Origin of the sequence: Myxococcus sp. AS-1-15 (genome assembly GCF_020037055.1) — a bacterium.
Lineage (GTDB): Bacteria > Myxococcota > Myxococcia > Myxococcales > Myxococcaceae > Myxococcus > Myxococcus fulvus.
In genome coordinates, this window is record NZ_JAIQDF010000001.1 from 757,436 (window position 1) to 777,300 (window position 19,865).

The 19,865-nt window shown below is 70.3% G+C and carries 14 protein-coding genes; 9 read left to right on the top strand and 5 right to left on the bottom strand.

Features of this window, described 5'->3' with window-relative positions; all coding sequences use genetic code 11:
- Positions 1–5: 5 nt before the first annotated feature.
- On the bottom strand, positions 6–266 hold the full coding sequence (locus K8625_RS03150; RefSeq protein ID WP_223781786.1) for a type II secretion system protein: 261 nt from the start codon (positions 264–266) through the stop codon (positions 6–8).
- 397 nt (positions 267–663) lie between these two features.
- Between K8625_RS03150 and K8625_RS03155 the strand changes: the two genes are divergently transcribed.
- The 7 genes from K8625_RS03155 (at position 664) to K8625_RS03185 (ending at position 11,589) form a co-directional block, all read left to right on the top strand.
- Positions 664–2,433, top strand: coding sequence for a hypothetical protein (locus tag K8625_RS03155; RefSeq protein WP_223781787.1), 1,770 nt, complete (start codon positions 664–666; stop codon positions 2,431–2,433).
- Positions 2,434–2,584: 151 nt separating this feature from the next.
- Positions 2,585–4,243 (top strand): hypothetical protein, encoded by a 1,659-nt coding sequence (locus tag K8625_RS03160; RefSeq protein WP_223781788.1) that lies wholly within the window; start codon positions 2,585–2,587, stop codon positions 4,241–4,243.
- Positions 4,240–4,941 (top strand): ABC transporter ATP-binding protein, encoded by a 702-nt coding sequence (locus tag K8625_RS03165; RefSeq protein WP_223748194.1) that lies wholly within the window; start codon positions 4,240–4,242, stop codon positions 4,939–4,941. The genes K8625_RS03160 and K8625_RS03165 overlap by 4 nt, the downstream gene beginning before the upstream one ends.
- Positions 4,938–6,218, top strand: coding sequence for an ABC transporter permease (locus K8625_RS03170; RefSeq protein WP_223748195.1), 1,281 nt, complete (start codon positions 4,938–4,940; stop codon positions 6,216–6,218). Before K8625_RS03165 ends, K8625_RS03170 begins: the two co-directional genes overlap by 4 nt.
- Entirely contained in the window at positions 6,215–6,997 is a 783-nt protein-coding gene (locus K8625_RS03175; protein ID WP_223748196.1) for a hypothetical protein, read from the top strand. Before K8625_RS03170 ends, K8625_RS03175 begins: the two co-directional genes overlap by 4 nt.
- 119 nt (positions 6,998–7,116) lie before the next feature.
- Positions 7,117–9,744, top strand: coding sequence for a serine/threonine-protein kinase (locus K8625_RS03180; protein WP_223781789.1), 2,628 nt, complete (start codon positions 7,117–7,119; stop codon positions 9,742–9,744).
- Positions 9,745–9,831: 87 nt separating this feature from the next.
- Positions 9,832–11,589, top strand: coding sequence for an ATP-binding protein (locus tag K8625_RS03185; protein WP_223781790.1), 1,758 nt, complete (start codon positions 9,832–9,834; stop codon positions 11,587–11,589).
- 11 nt (positions 11,590–11,600) lie between these two features.
- On the opposite strand, the gene K8625_RS03190 is transcribed toward K8625_RS03185, so the two are convergent.
- Together K8625_RS03190 and K8625_RS03195 are read right to left on the bottom strand one after the other, a co-directional pair.
- Positions 11,601–12,743 carry a L,D-transpeptidase family protein gene (locus K8625_RS03190; RefSeq protein WP_223781791.1) on the bottom strand — a complete coding sequence of 381 codons (1,143 nt, stop codon included), beginning with the start codon at positions 12,741–12,743 and terminating at the stop codon, positions 11,601–11,603.
- Positions 12,744–13,308: 565 nt separating this feature from the next.
- Positions 13,309–15,186, bottom strand: a complete 1,878-nt coding sequence (locus tag K8625_RS03195) for a LysM peptidoglycan-binding domain-containing protein (RefSeq protein WP_255653228.1) — start codon at positions 15,184–15,186, stop codon at positions 13,309–13,311.
- 97 nt (positions 15,187–15,283) lie between these two features.
- On the opposite strand from K8625_RS03195, the gene K8625_RS03200 reads away from it, so the two are divergent.
- Positions 15,284–15,994, top strand: a complete 711-nt coding sequence (locus K8625_RS03200; protein ID WP_223748201.1) for a hypothetical protein — start codon at positions 15,284–15,286, stop codon at positions 15,992–15,994.
- Here the strand turns inward: K8625_RS03200 and K8625_RS03205 are convergent.
- A complete protein-coding gene (locus K8625_RS03205; RefSeq protein WP_223781792.1) occupies positions 15,950–17,545 on the bottom strand; it encodes a multiheme c-type cytochrome in 1,596 nt (531 codons plus the stop codon). The two genes, K8625_RS03200 and K8625_RS03205, sit on opposite strands and share 45 nt — an antisense overlap.
- Positions 17,546–17,550: 5 nt before the next feature.
- Positions 17,551–17,934, bottom strand: a complete 384-nt coding sequence (locus K8625_RS03210; protein WP_141332373.1) for a PleD family two-component system response regulator — start codon at positions 17,932–17,934, stop codon at positions 17,551–17,553.
- Between the two features lie 171 nt (positions 17,935–18,105).
- On the opposite strand from K8625_RS03210, the gene K8625_RS03215 reads away from it, so the two are divergent.
- The gene (locus K8625_RS03215; protein ID WP_223781793.1) at positions 18,106–19,752 is read left to right on the top strand and encodes a mechanosensitive ion channel family protein; all 1,647 of its coding nucleotides are present in this window, start codon (positions 18,106–18,108) and stop codon (positions 19,750–19,752) included.
- Positions 19,753–19,865: the final 113 nt, after the last annotated feature.

Here is a 19,865-nt window from a genome sequence, read left to right on the forward strand (position 1 = left end):
TGGCCTCAGTCCTGGTCGGGCCCGGTGCGCCGGCGCGATGACCGCAGTGCCCGGGTTCGTGTGAGGAGCCACCGTGGGGCCTCCTCCAGGAACGTGAAGACGGCGACGAACACGAAGCCGAGAAGGGGCAACACGTAGGCGCCCAGCCAGCCTCCCAGCGCGAGCCCGACGAGGCCGAGCAGGGGATGAAGGGCCCAGCCCTGCACGGCGCCGATTCCGGCGCCGGCGAGGATGCCGAGGATCACCAACAGCTCGATGAGGGTCATGGGCGGGACGCTCCTGGGAGAGGAGTGCGCTCGCCTGTTCAATCCCCGTGCCCTGGGGTCCGTCGAGGAGCCTCGACCGCGAGCAGGTGCCTGCTCGCGTCAATCTGTCCCGAGCGGGCCCGTGCGGGCTGACGTGAAGGAGCCCCAAACCGCGCCTTCCTCAGGGGCGTCAGGGCCAGGCCCTCTCCAAGATGGGAGAGATTGACCTGTCATTGAGGGTGGATGTGGCCGTTCGCGAGTGAATGGGGTCTGGCAATGAATTGGGTCCCCGTCCGCGGGGATGCGCGGTTCGTCCCAGGGCGTGAAGTGAAGAATTGCGTCTTGGAATGATGGGGTGGTGTCTGTTCTGTGGCAGGATTGAGCGCTGAAGAGTACGGGGCCGGCGAAATGGACTGACATGGATGGCGTTCGTTTGGGCGTCACGCTGGAGGACTCGCGTGTGCGCCGAGGCGTCGAGCCCGGGGTGCTCATCACCTTGGGGAGTGTCGCGCTCGTCATGGCCCTGGCGTTGCCGCGAATCCTCGCGCGCGTCAGGGATAGCGATTTCCTGGAGCTGGCGGCATCCATCCAGGACGACAGCTTCTACTACCTGCTGCCCGCGTATCACTTCAAGACGAAGCTCTTCTTCACCTTCGATGGGCACTCGCCGAGCTATGGCTTCCAGCCGATGTACGAGCTGCTTCTGGCCGGGCTCGCCTTCTTCCACGATGACTTCGAGTCCTTCTTCCGTGGCGCGATGGCGCTGGGCGTGTGGCTGCACGTGCTCACCAGCTTCCTCATCGTGTTGCTGGTGATGCGAGTCGCCGACGCGAAGGCTCCATGGCTGAGGGCCCTGCAACTCGCGCTGGCGGGCGTGGCGGGGCTCTTCTATTTCACGCGCGGCACCGTGCTGCTCAGCGCGATGACGTGCAAGGAGAACGCCCTGACGGCCCTGTTCTTCGTGGGATTGCTCCTCGCGGCCACGACGGATGCGCGGACCCCCGAGGAGCGCCGCCGGATGTCCTGGGTGGTGGGGCTGGGGCTCTCCGCGCTGCTGCTGTGCCGGATGTTGCCCACGTCGCTGGTTATCGTGGGGCTGGTGGGGCTCGGGGCACTGCTGCGCTGGCGGCGCCCCTGGGCGCTGATGGGCGCGTTCACGGTCCCGCTCATGCTGTGGTTTGGCTATGCCACCCTCGCGTTCGGTCACCCGCTGCCCACCTCGGCGCGAGTGAAGGCCCTCGCGTCCAGCTCCCTGCCCATCACCTGGGACGTGGTGTCCACGGAGGGCTGGGGCTACTTGCAGAGCGCATTGACCTTCGCGATGGGGATGCCGGGGCGGCTCTACCTGCCTCAGCAAGATGTGGGCCGGGTGGTGTTCGGTTCGAACCAGGGCGCTCTCTGGATGACCCTCGCCGTGGCGACGCTCGTGGCGCTGGTCATCGCGGGCCTCTGGCGGACCCGTCGGGAGCTTCGGGGCTCATCGGCGGTCATTGGACTGGTGGCCGCGCTCCTGGTGGGCCTGCTCTTCGCCTACGTGGCGCAGGGCTCGCTCATCGCGACGCGTCGGCCCGGCGAGCTCACGTACTATGTCTGGTATGTCTTCGATGCACCGGTGCTCTTCGCCGTGGCGCTCGGCGTCGCGTGTGTCCGAGGGCTGTCGATGCTGGAAGACGCGCGTGAGTCCTGGCGCGAGAAGGCCCTTCCAGGAAGGCCCGCGACGCTCGCCCTCGGCGTGGTGATGGTGGCGGGGGCCCTGTCCGTGTTCATCGCGCGGGTGCCCCGGGAGTACGGCAAGCTGTCGCGGCTCCAGCCCTTCACGTCCTTCGACCCGGTGTCGCAGTCCTGGCCGCACACGATGATTCGCGCGGGGCTGTGGCTGAAGCAGAACGTCCCGCTCCAGCCTGGAGAGCGGGTGGCCTGCTACAGCTGCGGCTCACTCGGGATGTTGCTGCCCGAGCACGTGATGAACCTGGATGGCCTCGCGAATGATGACTCGGCGCGCTACCTGCTCGGCGGCTCCACCACCACGCCGTACGTGACGAAGATGCGCCCTCGCTTCTACATCGACGTCCACCCGGTGGACTTCGACGCGGCGGGCATCCAGGTGAAGCCGCTTCACATCCTGCCGTTCGGCTTCAAGCGCAAGCCGGGCTACCTCATCGCGGAGCTGAGCTACCCGTCGCCCTGAGAGGGGCAGGCGACCGGGACCTCGCGGGACAGGGGGCGGCCAGACGTGGGACGTTGGCTGGCCGTCATACGGCCTCCTCGGCCGGGAGCCGGACGTCCGCCCCGCACAGGATTCCATTGACTCTCCGGCCCAGCCGTCCTGTCCTGCCGTCATGTTCCGCCGAGCCTGGTTTCCGACCCTCCTCCTCCTGCTCGCCGTCGCGGGCTGCTCGCGCTGTGGCAAGGACCAGGGCCCCGTCGCCCCGAGTGCCTCCGGCCCGGCGCGCTACCTGCCACGCGACGCGCAGGCGTCCGTCGTCATCCACGACCTCGGCGCGCTCGGAGAGAAGCTCGCGCGCTTCCAGCACCTGAAGGTCGCCTCCTTCGCCGCGCAGATGCAGAGCTTCTCCTCCGCGGAGGGCTACGTGAACGCGGTGATGCGCCAGATGGGTGTGGACCTGCGCAGCCGCCAGGCCCTGGAGGCCGCCGGGCTCGCCCCGGAGAAGGGCGCCGGCGCCGCGTTCCTCGGTGAGAGCCGCGCCGTCTCCGTCGTCGGCGTCAAGGACGCGCAGAAGCTCGAGGAGACCTTCGCCGGCTTCGCGCGCACCCGCCTGGGCGCCTCCGAGCGGAAGGAGGAAGGCGGCGCGGGCGGCAAGCTCGTCACCTTCAGCCGCCCCGGTTCCGCCACCGCCGCGCTGGGACTCTTCTTCATCGACGGCGGCCAGTTCGCCCTCCTGGGCGTGGGCCCGTCCGTCGCGTCGCTGCGGCCCCTGGCCACGCAGCCCGAGGACAAGTCGCTCACGAAGGAGGCCGTCCTCACCGCGTCCCTCGCGCGGCTGCCCTCCAATCGCGACTTCCACGTGTACCTCCCCGGCGGCGCGGGCCTGCTGGTGCCCGCCGGCACGGTGCAGGGCCTCACGCTCACCGGCCTCGTCGAGGAGCGCGCCCTCACCCTGCACGCCGACGCGCCGTGGCCCGACACCAAGCCGTCGCTCGCGGCGCTGGACCCGGTGAAGGACGCCGTGGACCTGCGCGGCTTTTTGCCCCAGGACAGCTTCCTCGTCGCGCGCTTCCAGGGAGACCCGTCGCACCTGGACGGCGTGTGGCCCTACCTCGTCGGCGACTACCTGACGCGCGCGGTGCAGAAGAGCGGGCTCGACGTGAAGGCGGAGGTGCTCGACAACTTCAAGCCGGGCACGGTGCTGGGCATCTCCCTGTCGCCCAAGGTGCAGCTGGGCTCGGGCATGCCCGCGCTGGACCTGCGCCGCACCAACCCGTTCCGCTTCGTGAACCTCGTCGCCCTGTCGGACCTGGAGAACCCGGAGCGCACGAAGGGCCTGCTGGAGAGGCTGCCCCAGCTCGCCACCGACTTCGGCGCCAAGGTGGAGGCCGCGGACCTCAAGGGCCAGCGCGTCTACCTCACGTCCTACCGAGCGGGGGAGGGCGCCCACTTCGCGCTCGCGCCCAACGGCAAGCTCCTGGTGGCCTCGCCCCAGTCGCAGCTGGAGGCCTCGCTCGCCGCGCTCACCCAGAAGGCCGCGGAGGGCCAGGTGGCCGCGGACCTGAAGGACGTGGGCAAGGACGCCGCCTTCAGCGCGGTGCTCGACTTGCGGCGCCTGTCGGACTCGGTGAAGAACCTTCCCTCGGAGGCGTGGGGCATCGGCGGCTTCGCCATCAAGGCCACCACCGTGCGCTGGCTGGAGGCCACCGACGATTTGCGCGCGGTGACGCTGGCCGTGTCGCGCAAGGAGCGCGCGCTCCAGGCCGAATTGTCCCTGCGCCTCACGCCGACGGCTCCGTCCTCCACCACGACCCAGCCGGCCACTCCGTGATTCAAGCCCGAGACGTCACCAAGGAATACCTCGATGGCGATGGCACCCGGGTGCGGGTGCTCGACGGGATGTCCCTCGACGTGGACGACGGGGACTTCGTCGCGGTGGTGGGCCCGTCCGGCAGCGGCAAGTCCACGCTGCTGCACCTGTTGGGGGGCCTGGACATCGACTACCGGGGCGAGGTGAAGGTGGGCGGCGTGACGCTCAGCGGATTGAAGGACGCCGCGCTCGCGCGCTTCCGCAACACGCACGTGGGCTTCGTCTTCCAGTCCTTCCACCTCATCCCCAACCTCTCCGCGCTGGAGAACGTGCTGCTCCCCTCGTACTTCGGCCCGCGCACGCCCGAGGCCGTCAAGCGCGCGGAGGCGCTGCTGGAGCGCGTGGGCCTGGGCGCGAAGAAGGACCGCGCGCCGGTGCGCCTGTCCGGCGGCGAGCGTCAGCGCGTGGCCATCGCCCGGGCGCTCTACGGCGGCCCGAAGCTGCTGTTGTGCGACGAGCCCACGGGCAACCTGGACGCGGCCACCGGTGACGGCGTCATCCAGTTGTTCCGCGAGCTGCACAAAGAGGGGCTCACCGTGCTGGCCGTCACCCACGAGGACCGGATGAGCGCGGCCGCCCGGCGCGTGCTGCGGCTCAAGGAGGGCAAGCTCGTGGAGGAGCGCGCCACGTCCCAGGTGGCCTCGGGAGGTGTCCCGTGAGGTTGGATGCGCTGTCGCGACTGGTCCGGCTGAGCCTCGCGCGCGAGCGCCGGGGCGCGTTCTTCTCCGCCTTCGGCGTGGCCATGGGCGTGGGCACGCTCGTGTTCTTCATCGGCCTGGGCCTGGGCGTGGGCGCGGTCATCCGCGAGAAGATCTTCCCCACCGACGCGCGGCTGGTGGACGTGGTGCCCTCGTCGGTGTCGCTGGGCTCGCTGCTCGGCGGCGGCAAGCTGGACCGGGAGGCGGTGGAGCGGCTCACCGCGCTGCCCGGCGTGGAGTCCGCGTACCGGAAGATGAACGTGCGCGTGCCCGCGGTGACGCGCTACGACGGCGTCTTCTTCGGCACGAAGCTGCGCATGGGCATGGAGGTGCTGGCCATGGGCGTGGAGCCGGCGCTCGTGAAGGGCGACGTGCAGATGGGCGAGTTCAAGGACCCCGGCGAGGGCCAGCCCATCCCCGCGCTCGTGTCCACGCGCCTGTTGGAGCTGTACAACAAGACCTTCGCCCCCGCGCGCAAGCTGCCGCAGCTGTCCGCGAACATGATTGTCGGCTTCGGCTTCCCGGTGGAGTTCAACCGCTCCTACGTGTCCCAGTCCGCCACCGGCCCCACCACGTCCGCGCAGACGCAGGTGGTGGGCGCGTCCGACCGCGCCATGTTCGCCGGCATCACCATCCCGCTGGAGACGGCGGTGCGCCTCAACCGCGCGGCGGGCGTGGACGCGGACAGCTACTCGGGCGTGACGCTGGTGGCCAAGGACCCGTCCCACGTGCCCGCGCTGGTGGACGCGGTGAAGGGGATGGGGCTGGAAATCGATGACCAGGAGCGGCGCATGGCGGAGAACACCGGCGCCGCGGTGGCGCTCACCACGTCCGCGCTGGCGCTCCTGTCCATCCTCATCTGCTTCCTGGCGGCGGTGAACATCGCCCACGCGCTGTCGGCCTCGGTGCGCGCTCGCGCCAAGGAGATTGGCGTGATGCAGGCGGTGGGCGCGTCGCGCTCGGACATCCGGGCCATCGTGCTGGCCGAGGCCGCCGTGGTGGGGCTGGCCGGGGGCGCCATCGGCACCGGGGTGGCGCTCGCCGCGTCCCTCGCCGTCAACCGGCTCGCCGCCAGCTACCTGCCCAACTTCCCGTACAAGCCGGACAGCTTCTTCTCCTTCCCCTGGCCCGTGGTGCTCGGGGGTGTGGTACTGGGACTCCTGGCCGCGTTGGCGGGGGCCTACTTCCCCAGCCGCCGCGCCGCCGCCACCGACCCCGCACGGACGCTCGCAGGATGACGCTTCCCTCCCGTAAGACGCTGTTGGGCAACCTGCTCAGCCTGGCCGCACTCGGTTGGATCTACGGAGGAGACCTCGCCGACGCCGTGCGGGCCCGGAGCGCGGACGTGTCCGCCCTCATCGAGCTGCCCTCGCCGGTAAGGCCTGCGGTGGTGCTCGGGCTGGCGGCCCTCGCCGTGGGCGTGGCCCTCTTCGGCGGGCTCGCGCGGGGCAGGGCCGACGACTTCAAGGGCTACCGCCTGCTGCCCATCCTCCTGGTGGGCGCGCTCTTCTTCGACCTGATGCTCGCCGAGAGCCGCATCCCCATCGAGCCCACGGACGCGGCCTCCATGGCCCTGCAGCGCTTCCAGAAGCTGGCCCAGGAGCAGTCCACCCAGGACGCCGTCGTGGAGGACCCCCGCGTGCTCCAGACCTTCCTGGAGCAGCTCGGCCGCCCGCCCTACCTGGTGCGGGGGGAGCAGCTCCCCGGGTACACCCTCCAGGTCCGAAAGGACTGCGAGGGCCCGGTACGAGAAGCCCCAGGGGTGCGCCCTGGCACGCTCCTGTACTGCGTGGCCCCCGAGCGCAAGGGCGCGTGGGTGACGCTGGTGGGCCTGGCCGCGGAGACGCGCTTCGGTCCCCCCGAGGTGCTCTCCGTCGGGGGCCAGACACGCTTCCTGCTCGTGCAGCCCGCCCTGGGCGAGGAGGCCCCCGAGCCGGGCACCGCCTTCCGCGACGCCCAGGCCCCCTCCACGGATGTCGCCGCGGACGCGGGGAGCACCTCCAGTCTCCAACCTTGAGAAAAACGCGCCGCTACGCGCCTGTTGCCTGCTCGCCTGGAGGGCGCGTGGGAGGTGCCGTGTGGTTGACCCTGCGGACGGGCGATCGCTAGGCTCGCGTTGAACGGACCCTCCCCCACGTGACGACCTCTCAACCGAAGCGGCAGCCCATTCCATTTGGGAAGTACCTCCTTCTGGACCGCATCAACATTGGCGGCATGGCGGAGGTGTGGCGTGGCAAGCAGTTCGGCGCGAGCGGCTTCGAGCGGCTCGTGGCCATCAAGCGCATCCTGCCGAACATCGCGGAGGACGAAGAGTTCATCTCGATGTTCATCGATGAGGCGAAGATCAGCGTCCAGCTGAGCCACGCCAACATCGCGCAGATCTACGAACTGGGGCAGATCGCCAGCAGCTACTTCATCTCGATGGAGTACATCCCCGGCAAGGACATGCGGGCCATCTTCGACCGCTGTCGGAAGAAGGGGGAGCCGGCGCCGGTGCCGCTGGTGGCGTTCTGCATCTCCAAGATGTGCGAGGGCCTGGACTACGCCCACCGGAAGAAGGACGGGATGGGGCGGGACATGAACATCGTCCACCGCGACATCTCGCCGCAGAACGTCTTGTTGTCCTTCGAGGGCGAGGTCAAGGTCATCGACTTCGGCATCGCCAAGGCCGCGGGCAAGGCGACCAAGACGCAGGCCGGCATCCTCAAGGGCAAGTTCGGCTACATGAGCCCGGAGCAGATCCGCGGCCTGCCGTTGGACCGCCGCTCGGACGTGTTCGCCATCGGCGTGTGCCTCTACGAGATGCTCACGGGCGAGCGCCTCTTCGTGGGCGACAGCGACTTCAGCGTGCTGGAGAAGGTGCGTAAGGCGGAGGTCCCCGCGCCGTCCACGTACAACCGGCGCATCCCGGAGACGCTCGAGAAGATTGTGATGCGCGCGCTCGCCAAGGACGTGGACGAGCGCTACCAGTACGCCAGCGAGCTGGGCGACGACCTGCAGCGCTTCCTCATCACCAGCGAGACCATCTTCGGCCGCAAGGACCTCATGCAGTACATGAAGTCCACCTTCGCGGAGGAAGTGGAGCGCGAGAAGCAGCGCCTGTCCGACTACGCCGACATCCGTCCTCCCGAGGGCATGCTCGCGGCGCTGGACGCGGCCGGCTTCAGCAGCATGCCCTCCCAGGCCGCCGCGCCACAGCCCGTCGTGGCGCCCCCGCCCGTGGCCGTGCCCGTGGTGCAGCCGGTGGCCCCGCAGCCCCGGTCCACCGCGACCATGGGCGCCGTGTCGCCCGGGGGCGTGCGCCGCTCGCCCACGCTGGCCGCGCTGCCCAAGCTGACGGCGGCCACCGCCGCGCCCGCGCCGAAGGAGGACGAGGTCCAGGCCACGCAGCTCGTCTCCAGCGACCACGTCTTCGAGGACAGCCCGGAGCCCACCACGCAGCCCGGCGCCAACGTGGGCCGCACCGTCACCCCGCTGGAGACGCGCGCCCAGGAGGAGGACGAGGAGGAGCCCACCACGGGCAAGACGGCCGTCCTGCCGGTGGCGCCGCCCCAGGCCCAGCCGCAGCCTCCGCGCCTGTCGCAGGCGTCCATGCCGGTGTTGTCGCCGTCCGGACCGCCGGTGGTCCGTCCCTCGACGACGGTGCCCACGCTGGTGCCGCCGGAGGTCGCCGCGTCGGCGCCCCGCGGCAGCCGGGGTGGGGGAGAGTCGCTGCCGCGCATCGTGCGCGAGGCGCCTCCCGACGTGTCGCAGGGCATCTCGCGCTCGGCGCTCCCGCCCGACGTGTCGCAGGGGATCTCCCGCCAGGCGCTGACGGAGGGGCTCCAGGGAGGCTCGCGTCCTCCCTCGCCGCCTCCCATGCTCGGCGCGGGCGCTCCGGTGGCCAAGCCGCCCGCGCGCCCGGTGGCGCACGAGGAGGAAGAGGAGGAGGAGCGCTCGACGACGGCGGTGCCCGCGCTCGGCCGACGGGGCCTGGACAAGCGGGTGCTGTACGCCGTGTGCAGCCTCGTGGCCCTGGTGGTGCTCGGTGGACTTGGCTGGGCGCTGTCCCGTCCGGGACAGGGCTACGTGATGCTGGACCTGCAGCGCGTTCCGTCGGAGGTGCGCGGCCGCGTGCAGGTGCTGCTGGACACCCAGCCCATCGCGGTGGAGGGCCCGGGGACGTCGGTGCTGCGCGAGGTGACGGCCGGCCAGGTGATGGTGACGGTCAGCGCGGAGGGCTACAAGACCTTCGTCCGCACGCTCGAGGTCAAGAGCGGCAAGGAAGTCATCCCGGTGGAGGTGGTGCTGGAGAGCCTGGTGCGCACCGCGTCGCTGGTGCTCGTCACCCAGCCGGCCGACGCCCAGGTGAAGGTGGACGGCAAGGTGGTGCGCGAGCAGGGCCAGACGGATGCGTTCATCAAGGGCGTTCCGGTGGGCGCGGACCCGTGGGTGGTGGAGGTGAGCGCCCCCCAGCACAAGTCCGCGTCCAAGCGCGTGTCGGCGTCCGGTGAGGGGCCGACCGAGGTGGCGGTGAAGCTGGAGCCGGTGGTGTCCAAGCTGTCGGTGCGCATCGACTCCAAGCCGGCAGGCGCGGTCATCTTCGCGGGCAGCCGGGAGCTGGGGGCGACGCCCACCACGGTGCAGGTGTCGCCGAACGAGCGCCAGCTCACCCTGAAGCTGCGCTGCCACAACGACGCGGAGGTGGAGGTCCCGGCGCCCCAGGCCGGAGAATCCATCGCCACGACGACGGTTTCGCTCAAGCGCCAGCCGCGCTGCCGTTAGATTCCATGAAATCGAGCCCCGCTTCCCTTCGTGGGAAGCGGGTGTGTCGACTCCCTTCCCGTGGGGAGTGACAGGAGGCGTGTGTCCGTGAGCAAGGTACGCAAGGTCCACAAGGAAGATCCGCTGGCGGACCTCCCCCGCTGGGCGCAGCAGCTTGCGCGCAAGTACTACACGAAGACGGTGAGCACCTTCCTGCTCTACGGAGCGGTGAGGGACCTGCAGCCGCTCAAGATGGAGGACGACTCGCTGGGCTTCGGCACGCTCAAGACGTTCCTCTCCGAGGAGCTCTTCGGCGGGCGGGACCACGTGCTCTTCTATGATCGCTCGTCGGGCATCCGCTCGGCCACGCCGGAGACGCAGAAGGACCTGGCGCGGACGATGTCCGGGTACGACGCGATGTACGGCACCGACTACGCCAAGGTCATGCCGAGAGACCCGGGCCGGGCGCTCCAGATTCTGGAGAACTTCCTGCGGATGCGGCTGAGCGAGGGGCGCTCGCTGGCGCTCATCATCGACTTCGCGGAGACGCTGGTGCCGGGCGGCGAGATTTCGCACCTGTCCTCCGAGGACCGCTTCGTGCTGGCCACGCTGGACAAGTGGGCGCACGACCCGCAGTTCCTCGCGGGTGACGTGTCCGTGGTGCTGCTGGCGGAGAACCTGGCGGACATCGCGCCGCGCATCTCCCGCAACCCGTACGTCGCGCCGATTGAATTGCCGCTGCCCACCGAGGAGGAGCGGCTCGAGTACGTGCGCTACAAGCTGGAGGGCAAGCGGCTGCAGTCGCTGTCCGACGTGCCGCTCGCGGGCCTGGCGAAGATGACGGCAGGTCTGTCGCGCATCAACCTGGACCGGGTGCTCACCGAGGCGCTGGAGCGCGAGGTGCGCATCACCGCGGAGCTCCTCAAGGAGAAGAAGAAGGAGATCATCCAGGCGGAGTGCCACGGCCTGTTGGAGTTCATCGAGCCGGCGCACACCCTGGACGCGGTGGCGGGTCACGCCAAGGCGAAGCAGATGCTGCGGCAGGCGGCCTCCGCGCTGAAGAAGGGGCGCCTGGAGGTCATGCCCATGGGCTACCTCTTGTCGGGCCCCGTGGGCACGGGCAAGACGTTCATGGTGAGCTGCTTCGCCGGGGAGATTGGCATCCCGGTGGTGAAGTTCCTGAACTTCCGCAGCCAGTGGCAGGGCGTCACTGAGGCCAACCTGGAGAAGATCTTCAACCTGCTCAAGGCCCTGTGGCCGGTGGCGGTGATGATCGACGAGGCGGACACGTTCCTGGGCAACCGCGACTCGGGCGGGGACTCGGGGACGAGCAGCCGCGTGTTCGGCTCGATTGCCTCCTTCATGGGCAACACGCAGTACCGCGGAAAAATCGTCTGGTTCCTGATGACGGCGCGGCCGGACCTGCTGCCCATCGACCTGAAGCGGCAGGGGCGCGCCGAGGAGCACCTGGCGCTCTTCTATCCGCAGACGGACGCGGAGCGCGACGAGCTGTTCCAGGCCATGTCCAAGAAGACGGGCGTGTCCGTGGAGGGCATCGAGTCCTACTCCAAGCTGATTCCGGAGGGCGTGCGCGCCTTCAGCGGCGCGGACATCGAGGCCGTCATGGTGCGCTCGAAGTTCCGCGCGCTGGCCGAGGGGCGCGAGGCCGTGTCCAAGGAGGACCTGGTCGCGGTGCTCGCGGACTTCGTGCCGCCCAGCTACCCGCTGGAAATCGAGCTGCAGAACCTGGTGGCGGTGCAGGAGTGCACCAGCCGCGAGCTGCTCCCGGAGGTCTACCGCACGGTGGACCGCGACCTCATCACCCGTCGGGTGCGGGAGCTCAAGGCGCTGCTCGAGGAGGGGTAGCGGCTCGTCGGTCAGGAGACCGGCACCGGGGCGACGGCGCCCAGGTGCGGGTCGTTCACGTGCTCCACGATGGCCACGCGGTCCCCCGCGGACAGCGCGTCGTGGAGCACGATGATGGCCTCGTTCGAGTGACGGATGCAGCCATGGGACACGTCCATGCCGAGCAGGGCGGGGGCGTTGGTGCCATGCAGCTCCTCGGCGGAGTGGCGTCCGTCCGCCCACGACAGGTCGAGGATGCGCGTGCCGAAGACGTGCTTGTCGTTCCAGAGGCGAGCCCCGGCGGCCTCGGCGGCGGCCTGGTCCAGACGTGAGCGGACGACCTTGAGGCCCACGCGCGTGGGCGTGGCCTGGGTGCCCGAGGCGTTGGGGAAGATGTCCACCAGCCGCCCTTCCGCGTCGTAGAGGAAGGTGCGGTGCTCGCGCAGCGCGACGATGACGCGCACGGGCTGGCCTTCGTAGACGGCGGGAGGAATCCCGCGCGACTGTCCACGGGCACCGGGCGCGGGTGCCAGCGAGTCGAGCGCCTTGAGCGTGGCCGCGTCCAGCGCGCCCGTCACCTTGACGCCCGGAAGCGTGCGGCTGGCGTGCACCTGGAAGTTGCGCAGCGCGCGGACCGTCTGGGGACCGAACTGTCCGTCCGCGCCGCCGTGCAGCGCGAAGCCCATCTCGAGCAGCGCGCCCTGCACCGCGCGGATGCCCTCACCGCGTGAGCCCGGGCCGAGCACCTCCTGTCCGGAGGCCACGGGCGACAGCTGTACGACGTTGGCGAAGCGCGCGTTGCCGAGCGGGGAAGGCGAGGGTGTCCATGTGGAGAGGCCCCAGCCGTTCACCGAGCCTGCGAGCGGGGTGGTGTCGTGTTGGGAAACCCGCGACGAGGTGGCCGGCTTCACGGCGCCGAGGCCAGCCTTGGATACGAGTGACGCGCGGGCTTGCGCATCCGCCAGGCTCGCGGGCAGCGCGAGCGTGGGCTCCAGATTCAGCGACGCGCGAGCTTGCGCATCCCCCCGGCTCGCGGACAGCGCGATTGTGAGACTCGGCTCGGGCGGCACGAGGCCCTTCGCGCTTGCGAAGCTGGAGGCCATCGGCATCACGGGGGGCAGCTCGCGCGAGGCGCGCGCTTTCGCATCATCCTGACGCGCAGACAGGGGGAGCACGGGCCTCGGCTCTGGTGGCACGTGGCCCTTCGCGCTTGCGATGCTGGAGGCCATCGGCATCGCAGGGGTCGCCTCGGGGGCCACGCGGGCGATCTCATCCGCCAGGCTCGCGGAGAGCGTGGGCCTCGGTTCGACGGAAGCGACTGTTCGCGAGTTGGCATCCAGCTCGCCGACGTCCGACACGCGCGTGCGGTCGCCGAACCACGGGGTGGCGCGGGTGACTGGGTCCGGAGGGAGGCCCTGGCGTGAAGTGGACCCGGTGAGGTCGACGCGCGTGACGCCGGCCCGCACGGCGGTGTCTTCGATTTGAGACGTCCCGATTCCGTGGGAGGGCCGTCTCGTTACCGGGATGCTGGAGACCTGCCGTGGCGCTGGCTCCACGATGTTGCCGGAGGCCCGGGAAAGGTGTGTCCCGAGGCTGCTCGGAGCGAGGAGCGGGTCGGTGTCGGGCGGGAAGGGGTGGGTGAGCGCGCCGTTCCGCGAAATGGGCGAAGTCATGCGCCCACCCGATGCAATTCACTCGCCCGGCGTCATCATGTCCGGAAGGCCCCTGTCGAGAAGGCGCTCACGGCGCGCTCAGCGAGAGGACCTTGCCCGTGGGGATGGTGCGGTGGTCCTTGATGTTGTTCCACCGCATGATGTCCTGGACGCTGACGCCGTAGCGCTGCGCGACGGACCAGAGCGTCTCGCCCTCGGCCAGCGCGTGCACCTTGCCGCCGCTCACGGGCTTGCCCGCGTTCGACGCGACCTGCCTGGCCACCACGACGGTGCCCGCGCGCTCCTGCACCTGCGCCGTGCCCTGGGGCCACACGTACACGAGCGAGCCCACCTGCAGCGTCGGGTTGCGCCGGCGCAGGTTGTTCCACTTCTTCAAGTCATCCACCGACACGTTGAACTTGGTCGCGATGACCCAGAGGCTGTCGCCGGACTGCACGCCGTACGTCACGCGCGTGCGGCCGTTGAGCGTCTCCGTCTTCACCGGGCCCGCGGCCACGGGACCCTTGGGCGTGCCGGCGGGCACCTCGTCCTCGGGGCGGTGGGCCACGACGCCGCTGCGGCGGGCCTGGGCCACCTTGCTCGCGATGGCACCGCCCGTGGCCCCTGCGGCCTTGCTCGCGGGGATGGGGATGACCAGGTCCGCGCCGAGCTTGAGCGTGCGCGCGCTCTTGAGCCGGTTCATCTGGAGGATGGCCTCGGAGGCCGTGCCGTAGCGCTCCGCGATTTGCGACAGCGTGTCGCCGCGCTTCACCTTGTGCACGCGGAAGGTCAGCCGCTCCGCGGGGGAGATGCGCTTGAACCCCTCGACGAACTGGGGGCCCGCGCCCTTGGGCAGCCGCAGCTTGTAGGGGTGCTTCGTGCTCGCGGGGGGCGTGCACCACCGCTTGAGCTCCGGGTTCAGGTCCTGCACGTCCTGGATGTTCACGCCCGCCGCGCGGGCCACCACGTCCAGGTCCGTGGCGTCGGTGAGCTCCACCTCGTCGAACTCCAGCGGCTGCTCGTAGTCGAACTCCTCGTCGGAGAAGCCGAACGCGGACGGGTTCTTCGCGACGAGCGCGGCGGCGATGAGCTTGGGCACGTAGTGCTTGGTCTCCTTCGCCAGGCCCTTCTCCTCGGAGAGCGCCCAGAAGTCGCGCGTGCCGTGGCGGTCAATCATGCGCCGCACGCGACCGGAGCCCGTGTTGTAGCCGGCCCATGCCAGATACCAGTGGCCCAGCTCCCGGTAGAGGTCCTTGAGATAGGTGGCCGCGGCGTGGGTCGCCTTGAGGGGGTCCCTGCGCTCGTCCACCCAGAAGTCCTGCTTGAGGCCGTATTGCTTGCCCGTGCTGGAGATGAACTGCCACGGCCCGGAGGCGTGCGCCCACGAGTAGGCGTGCGCGGAGAAGCCGCTCTCGATCATCGCCAGGTACACGGTGTCCAGCGGCATCCCGTGCTTCTCGAGGATGGGCTGCATCACCGGCAGGTAGCGCGCGGAGCGGGACATCCACTTGCGGAACCAGCGGCGCCCGGGCCCCTGGAAGAACTGGATGTACTGCGCGACCAGGGGCTGCATCTCCACCGGGATGTCGTAGCGGTCCTGGATGCTGCGGACGTCGAACGTGGCCAGGTTGGTGATGAGCGGGAGCTGCTCGGGAGAGTCGTCCTCGCGGAAGGTGGGCTCCTCGAGCGCGTCCAGCATGCGCATGCGCAGCGGGTTGGCGAGGCCCAGGCGTCGCAGCGACTGCATCACCTCGGCGCTCGGCTTCGCGGTGGGGTCCAGCGTCACGCTCTCCAGCGCGCGCATCTCCTCCAGCTCCGCGGACTCGGACTCGACGACCTCGCGAGTGGCCTCGGGCTCCTCGTCCGCGTCGTCAGGAGCGCCTGCGAGGGCGCGCGCTTCGTCGGCCTCGTCATCCCCCGGCGCTGCGTCGGTCGCGGGAGCCACCGGCTCCTGCTTGCTCGCCATGTCCGTGCCCGAGGTGCCCTCGGCCTTCACGTCCTTCGCCGCGTCGGCGGTGCCCGCGGCGGGAGGCGCGACAGCGTTCGATGCGCCCTCGACCTTCGTGCCCTTCGCCACGGTCGTCGCCGAGGTCGAACCTGTAGAAGGCGAGGCGACCTCGGCTTTCGTGCCCGTCGCCGCCGTCGCGGAAGGCGAGCCCGTGGAGGGCGAGACACCCTCGGCCTTCGTGCCCGTCGCCGCCGTCGCGGAAGACGAGCCCGTAGAGGGCGAGATACTCTCAACCTTCGTGCCCTTTGCCACCGTCGTCGCGGAAGGCGAGCCGCTCGACGGCGATGCGCCCTCGACCTTTGCGCCCTTCGCTGAATCGGCCGTGCCTGCGCGCGACGGCTCGGTCGCCAGCCCGGTGGGGCGCGTGGCCGTGCCGCTGTCTGGCATGCTCGCCTGCGCGGTGGGAGCGATGGTGGTGGCCGTCGCGGGCGCGGGCTTCGGTTCAGCCGCGGCGGGCGCCGGCGTCTCGCTCGCGGCGAGCACGCGCATGCCGGCGGGAGGCGGCGGCATGGGTGGCGGCACTCCCTGCGAGGCGGGGAGCGAGGCCAGGTTCAGCACGAGGAGGCAGAAGGGCAGCATGCGGTCGCAAGAAGAGTGCGCCCAGAAGCAGGCGAAGCCCCAAGTATTCGCCCTTTTTCTTGACAGTCAAACAACGAGTCGCCCGGTATGGCCGAATGAAGCACCCACCGTGGGTGCGGCCTGCCAGGCAAACGCTGCGGGTTTACGGCTTCGCGGGTTTCCGCTCGTCCGCCGGCTTGTCGGGTGACGCGGCGTCCAGGGGCTTCCCGTGACCCGGTCCCAGGATTCGCGGCAGGTACGTCGCGAAGTCGAAGTGCGGCGAGTTCTCCGGGTTGTGGCAGGTGACGCACAGCGCTTCACCCGGTGACGCGATGATGTTGTCCGCGCTCGGCTCCTCCGCGTGCACGGAGCCAGGGCCATGGCAGCTCTCGCAGCCCACGTCCTCGCGCCCCGCCACCTTGTCCAACCGACACACGCCGTCCGGCTGCTCCCAGCCCGTCACGTGACAGCCCACGCAGTTGAGGTGGTGCTGCTTGCCCACCTCCTCCAGCGTCTCCCACGCGTGGTGGTGCTTGGACTTCTCCCAGACGGGGAAGCTCTCCTCGTGGCACGAGCGACACGGCTCGTTGCCCACGAAGCCCGCCTGTCCCTTCGCGGGAGCGGGGCAGTCCTGGCCGTGCTCCTTCGCCCACGCGAGGTTCAGCTTGCCCACCTCCGAGTCGTAGCGCGCCACCAGCGCCTGCGCGTCCGGCAGCGACGGCAGCCCCGACTCCAGCGGCACGAAGCGCACCGTGAAGCCATTGACGTCGGGCGACGCGGCGGGCGGCGCCGACACCAGCGCCTGCTTGCGCGCCACCAGCTCGTCGCGCTTGCCCTGCTTGAGCGCCTTGAGCTTCGGGTCGATGCCCGGGAGGTTGATCTCCTTGTCCAACAGCGCCGTGCGCTGCTCCAGCGCGGCCACCTCGCGCTCCAGGTCGGCCTGTCCCTTCTGGAGCGAGAAGCTCCCGGGCGCCTTCGCGTAGCTCAGGTCCACGCGCACCAGCGAGCGGCCCTTGCTCTGCGGCGCGACCACGGGGACCGTGGCCTTCACCAGCCGGTTCTGCTCGCCGCTCAGCTCGGACGCGGAGCGGGTGGCCACCAGCACATCCACCGCGAGCCCCGGCAGCTCCGCCGCCTTCTGCGCCTCCTCCAACGGCGCATCCAACAACCCCAGCACGAAGTCCGCGCCGTCCGAGCGGGCCTTCGCGCTCGCCGCCACCAACTGCTCCGGCGAGTCCGCCGCCACCACGCCCACCTTGCGAGGACCCGCGGGCAGGAGCTTCACCGCGCCGTCCGCCACCTCGGGCAGCCCCAATCCCTGACGGAAGGCCGCGCCGCGCGTGTCGTCCAGCGGGCCGGTGGCGCGCACCGACAGCCCCATCATCCGCATGGCGTCCGCGAGCGCCTTCGCCTTCAGCTCCTCCTGCGGCACCTGCCCGGGCTTGAGCGTCTTCTCCCCGAAGAGACTGTTGCCGCCGTCCACATAGTGCACGGGCAGCGCGCCCCGGCGGGCCTCGCTCACCTGGAAGGCCGCGCGGGCGATGCCACCGCGCATGTTCTCACTGCAGCCACACGGGCCCAGGTAGCCCTGCGTGTCCGCGGAGACGAAGAGGATGGCGCCCGGCGAGGAGGCCGCGGCCGTGGGGGACGCGCCCGCCTCGGGTGTCTCGGGCGGGCGGGGAGCGGGGTCCGTGCGCCTGCAGCCTCCGAGCACCAGCACCAGGCCCCAGAGGGCGGCGACCAGGACGGGGCGCGGCATGCGAATCACCAGAGGATGCTCTGCACCAGCTCGTCGATCTTCTCGCCCATGGCCTCCAGCCCGTTCTCCTTGGAGAGGAAGCCGTCGGCGCCCACCTGCTCGGCCAGCTTGGACAGCTCCACGTCCGGGAGGCTGGAGAACAGGACGATGGGGATGTCCTGGGTGCCGTACTCGTTCTTCAGGGTGCGACAGATGTCGGTGCCCTTGGCCTCGGGCATGTGGATGTCCGTGAGGATGAGGTCCGGGCGCCAGGCCTGGAGCGTCTTCTCGAACTCCATCAGCGTGGAGGTGGCGACGACCTCGTAGCCGCGCGCTTCCAGCACGGCCTTCTCCATGGCGAGCGTGATTTCGCTGTCGTCAATCAGGAGGATTCTTCGCTTCTCGGACACGTCGACCTTCCTTGGGCGCCGTTTCTATCCTACCCCCAGCCGGCGCACCAACGCCTTTCCCACGGGGTGAGAGGGGTGGTGTCCCCGACGTCCCCCTCGGCGCCCCTCCGCCAGGGGGCCAGGCCCCGACTTCTTCCGGCAAAGGGGCCGAAAAGGAGTAAGGAGGGCCGCATGATGCACACAGACGGAAGGGCCTGGATGGCCCTCCTCGTGATGGGACTCGTCCTCGGGGCGCTGCCCTCCCAGGCGCTCAACTCGGGTCTGCCGCCACCCTCCGCGGCGATGGACCGCCAGACGCCCCATGCCACGGCGCAGGGCTTCCTGTCCGCCGCGCACCGGGGGGACTACGCCTCCGCGGCCCACTACCTGGACCTGGACTTCATCCCCAAGGCCCAGCAGCCCGAGCGCGGCGCCCAGCTGGCGCGCCGGCTCAAGTTCGTGCTGGACCGCAAGCTCTCCATCGACCTGTCGGCGCTCTCCAAGGCCCCCGAGGGAGACCCGGCCGACCCGCGCTTCGACCTGGTGGGCACCATCCCCCTGGACGGGGCCAACGTGAGCGTCCGGCTCCAGCGCGTGACGCAGGACGGCGCGCTGCTCTGGGTCTTCAGCGAGTCCACCGTCCGGCTGGTGGACCCCCTCTTCGAGGCGTACGGCCCCCGCGTGGCGGAGTGGCTGCCGCCGTTCTTCTTCTCCGGCACGGTGCTGGGCCTGGAGCCGTGGCAGTGGCTGGGCCTCCTGGTGGTGCTGCTCGCCTCGGTGGGGCTGTCGCTGCTCCTGGAGAAGGTGTCGCTGGCGTTCGGCCTGAGGCTGGCGCGCTGGACGCAGATCGAGCTGGACGACCAGCTGGTGGCGGCGGGGAAGGGCCCCTTGCGGCTGCCGTTCTTCGCGGTGCTGCTGGCGGTGGGCACGTCCTTCCTGCTCCTGCCTCGCCCCACGCAGACGGTGTTCAACCGGGTGAGCTACTCGCTCATCATCGTCGCGGTGGCGTGGTTCATCCTGCGCTTCCTGCGGGTGTTCGCGGACTTCATCCAGAACCGGGTCAATTCCGAGAGCCGCGACCCCGCCCGGGCGCGCTCGCTGCGCACCCAGTTCGCCGTGCTGCGCGCCGTCTTCGAGGCGGCGACATACGTGGTGGCCGCCGCGCTGCTCCTGATGCAGTTCGAGGTGGTGCGCAACGTCGGCGTGTCGCTGCTGGCCTCGGCCGGTATCGCCGGCATCGTGATTGGTCTGGCCGCGCAGAAGTCCATCGCCACGCTGCTGGCGGGCATCCAGCTGTCCATCACCCAGCCGGTGCGCATCGGCGACCAGGTGGTGGTGGAGACCGAGTTCGGCACCGTGGAGGAGATCACCCTCACGTACGTGGTGCTGCGCGTCTGGGACCAGCGCCGCATGGTCATCCCCATCACCTACTTCCTGGACAAGCCCTTCCAGAACTGGAGCAAGGTCAGCCCCGAGCTGCTCGGCGCCGTCACCCTCCAGGTGGACTACTCCACGGACGTGGACGCGCTGCGCGGGGAGCTCAAGCGCATCCTCGACCACGAGGCCAAGGCCCTCTGGGACGGCCGCGTGCAGACCGTCGTGGTGCTCGAGGCCCAGGACCGCACGCTCACCATCCGCGCGCTCGTCAGCGCCGCCAACCCGGACCGGCTCTTCGAGCTGCGCGCCCTGGTCCGCGAGAAGCTGGTCATCTTCCTCAGGGCCCACCCCCAGTGGCTGCCCTTCACCCGCACCGAGTCCCGGCAGGCGCCCCCCGTGCAGGTCGACCCCCAGCCGGACGCTCCCCAGGACGCCACCCCTCCGGGGCCTCGCGCTTCCTGAGAGAACGGCCCGGGCCCAAGGTGCGCTTGCCAGCCCGAGCGGTGTTTTGAATATTGGCGGGGGCCGGACGTCGGACGCAGTGGAATTTTCGCACCTACCGCATGTGGGAGTCT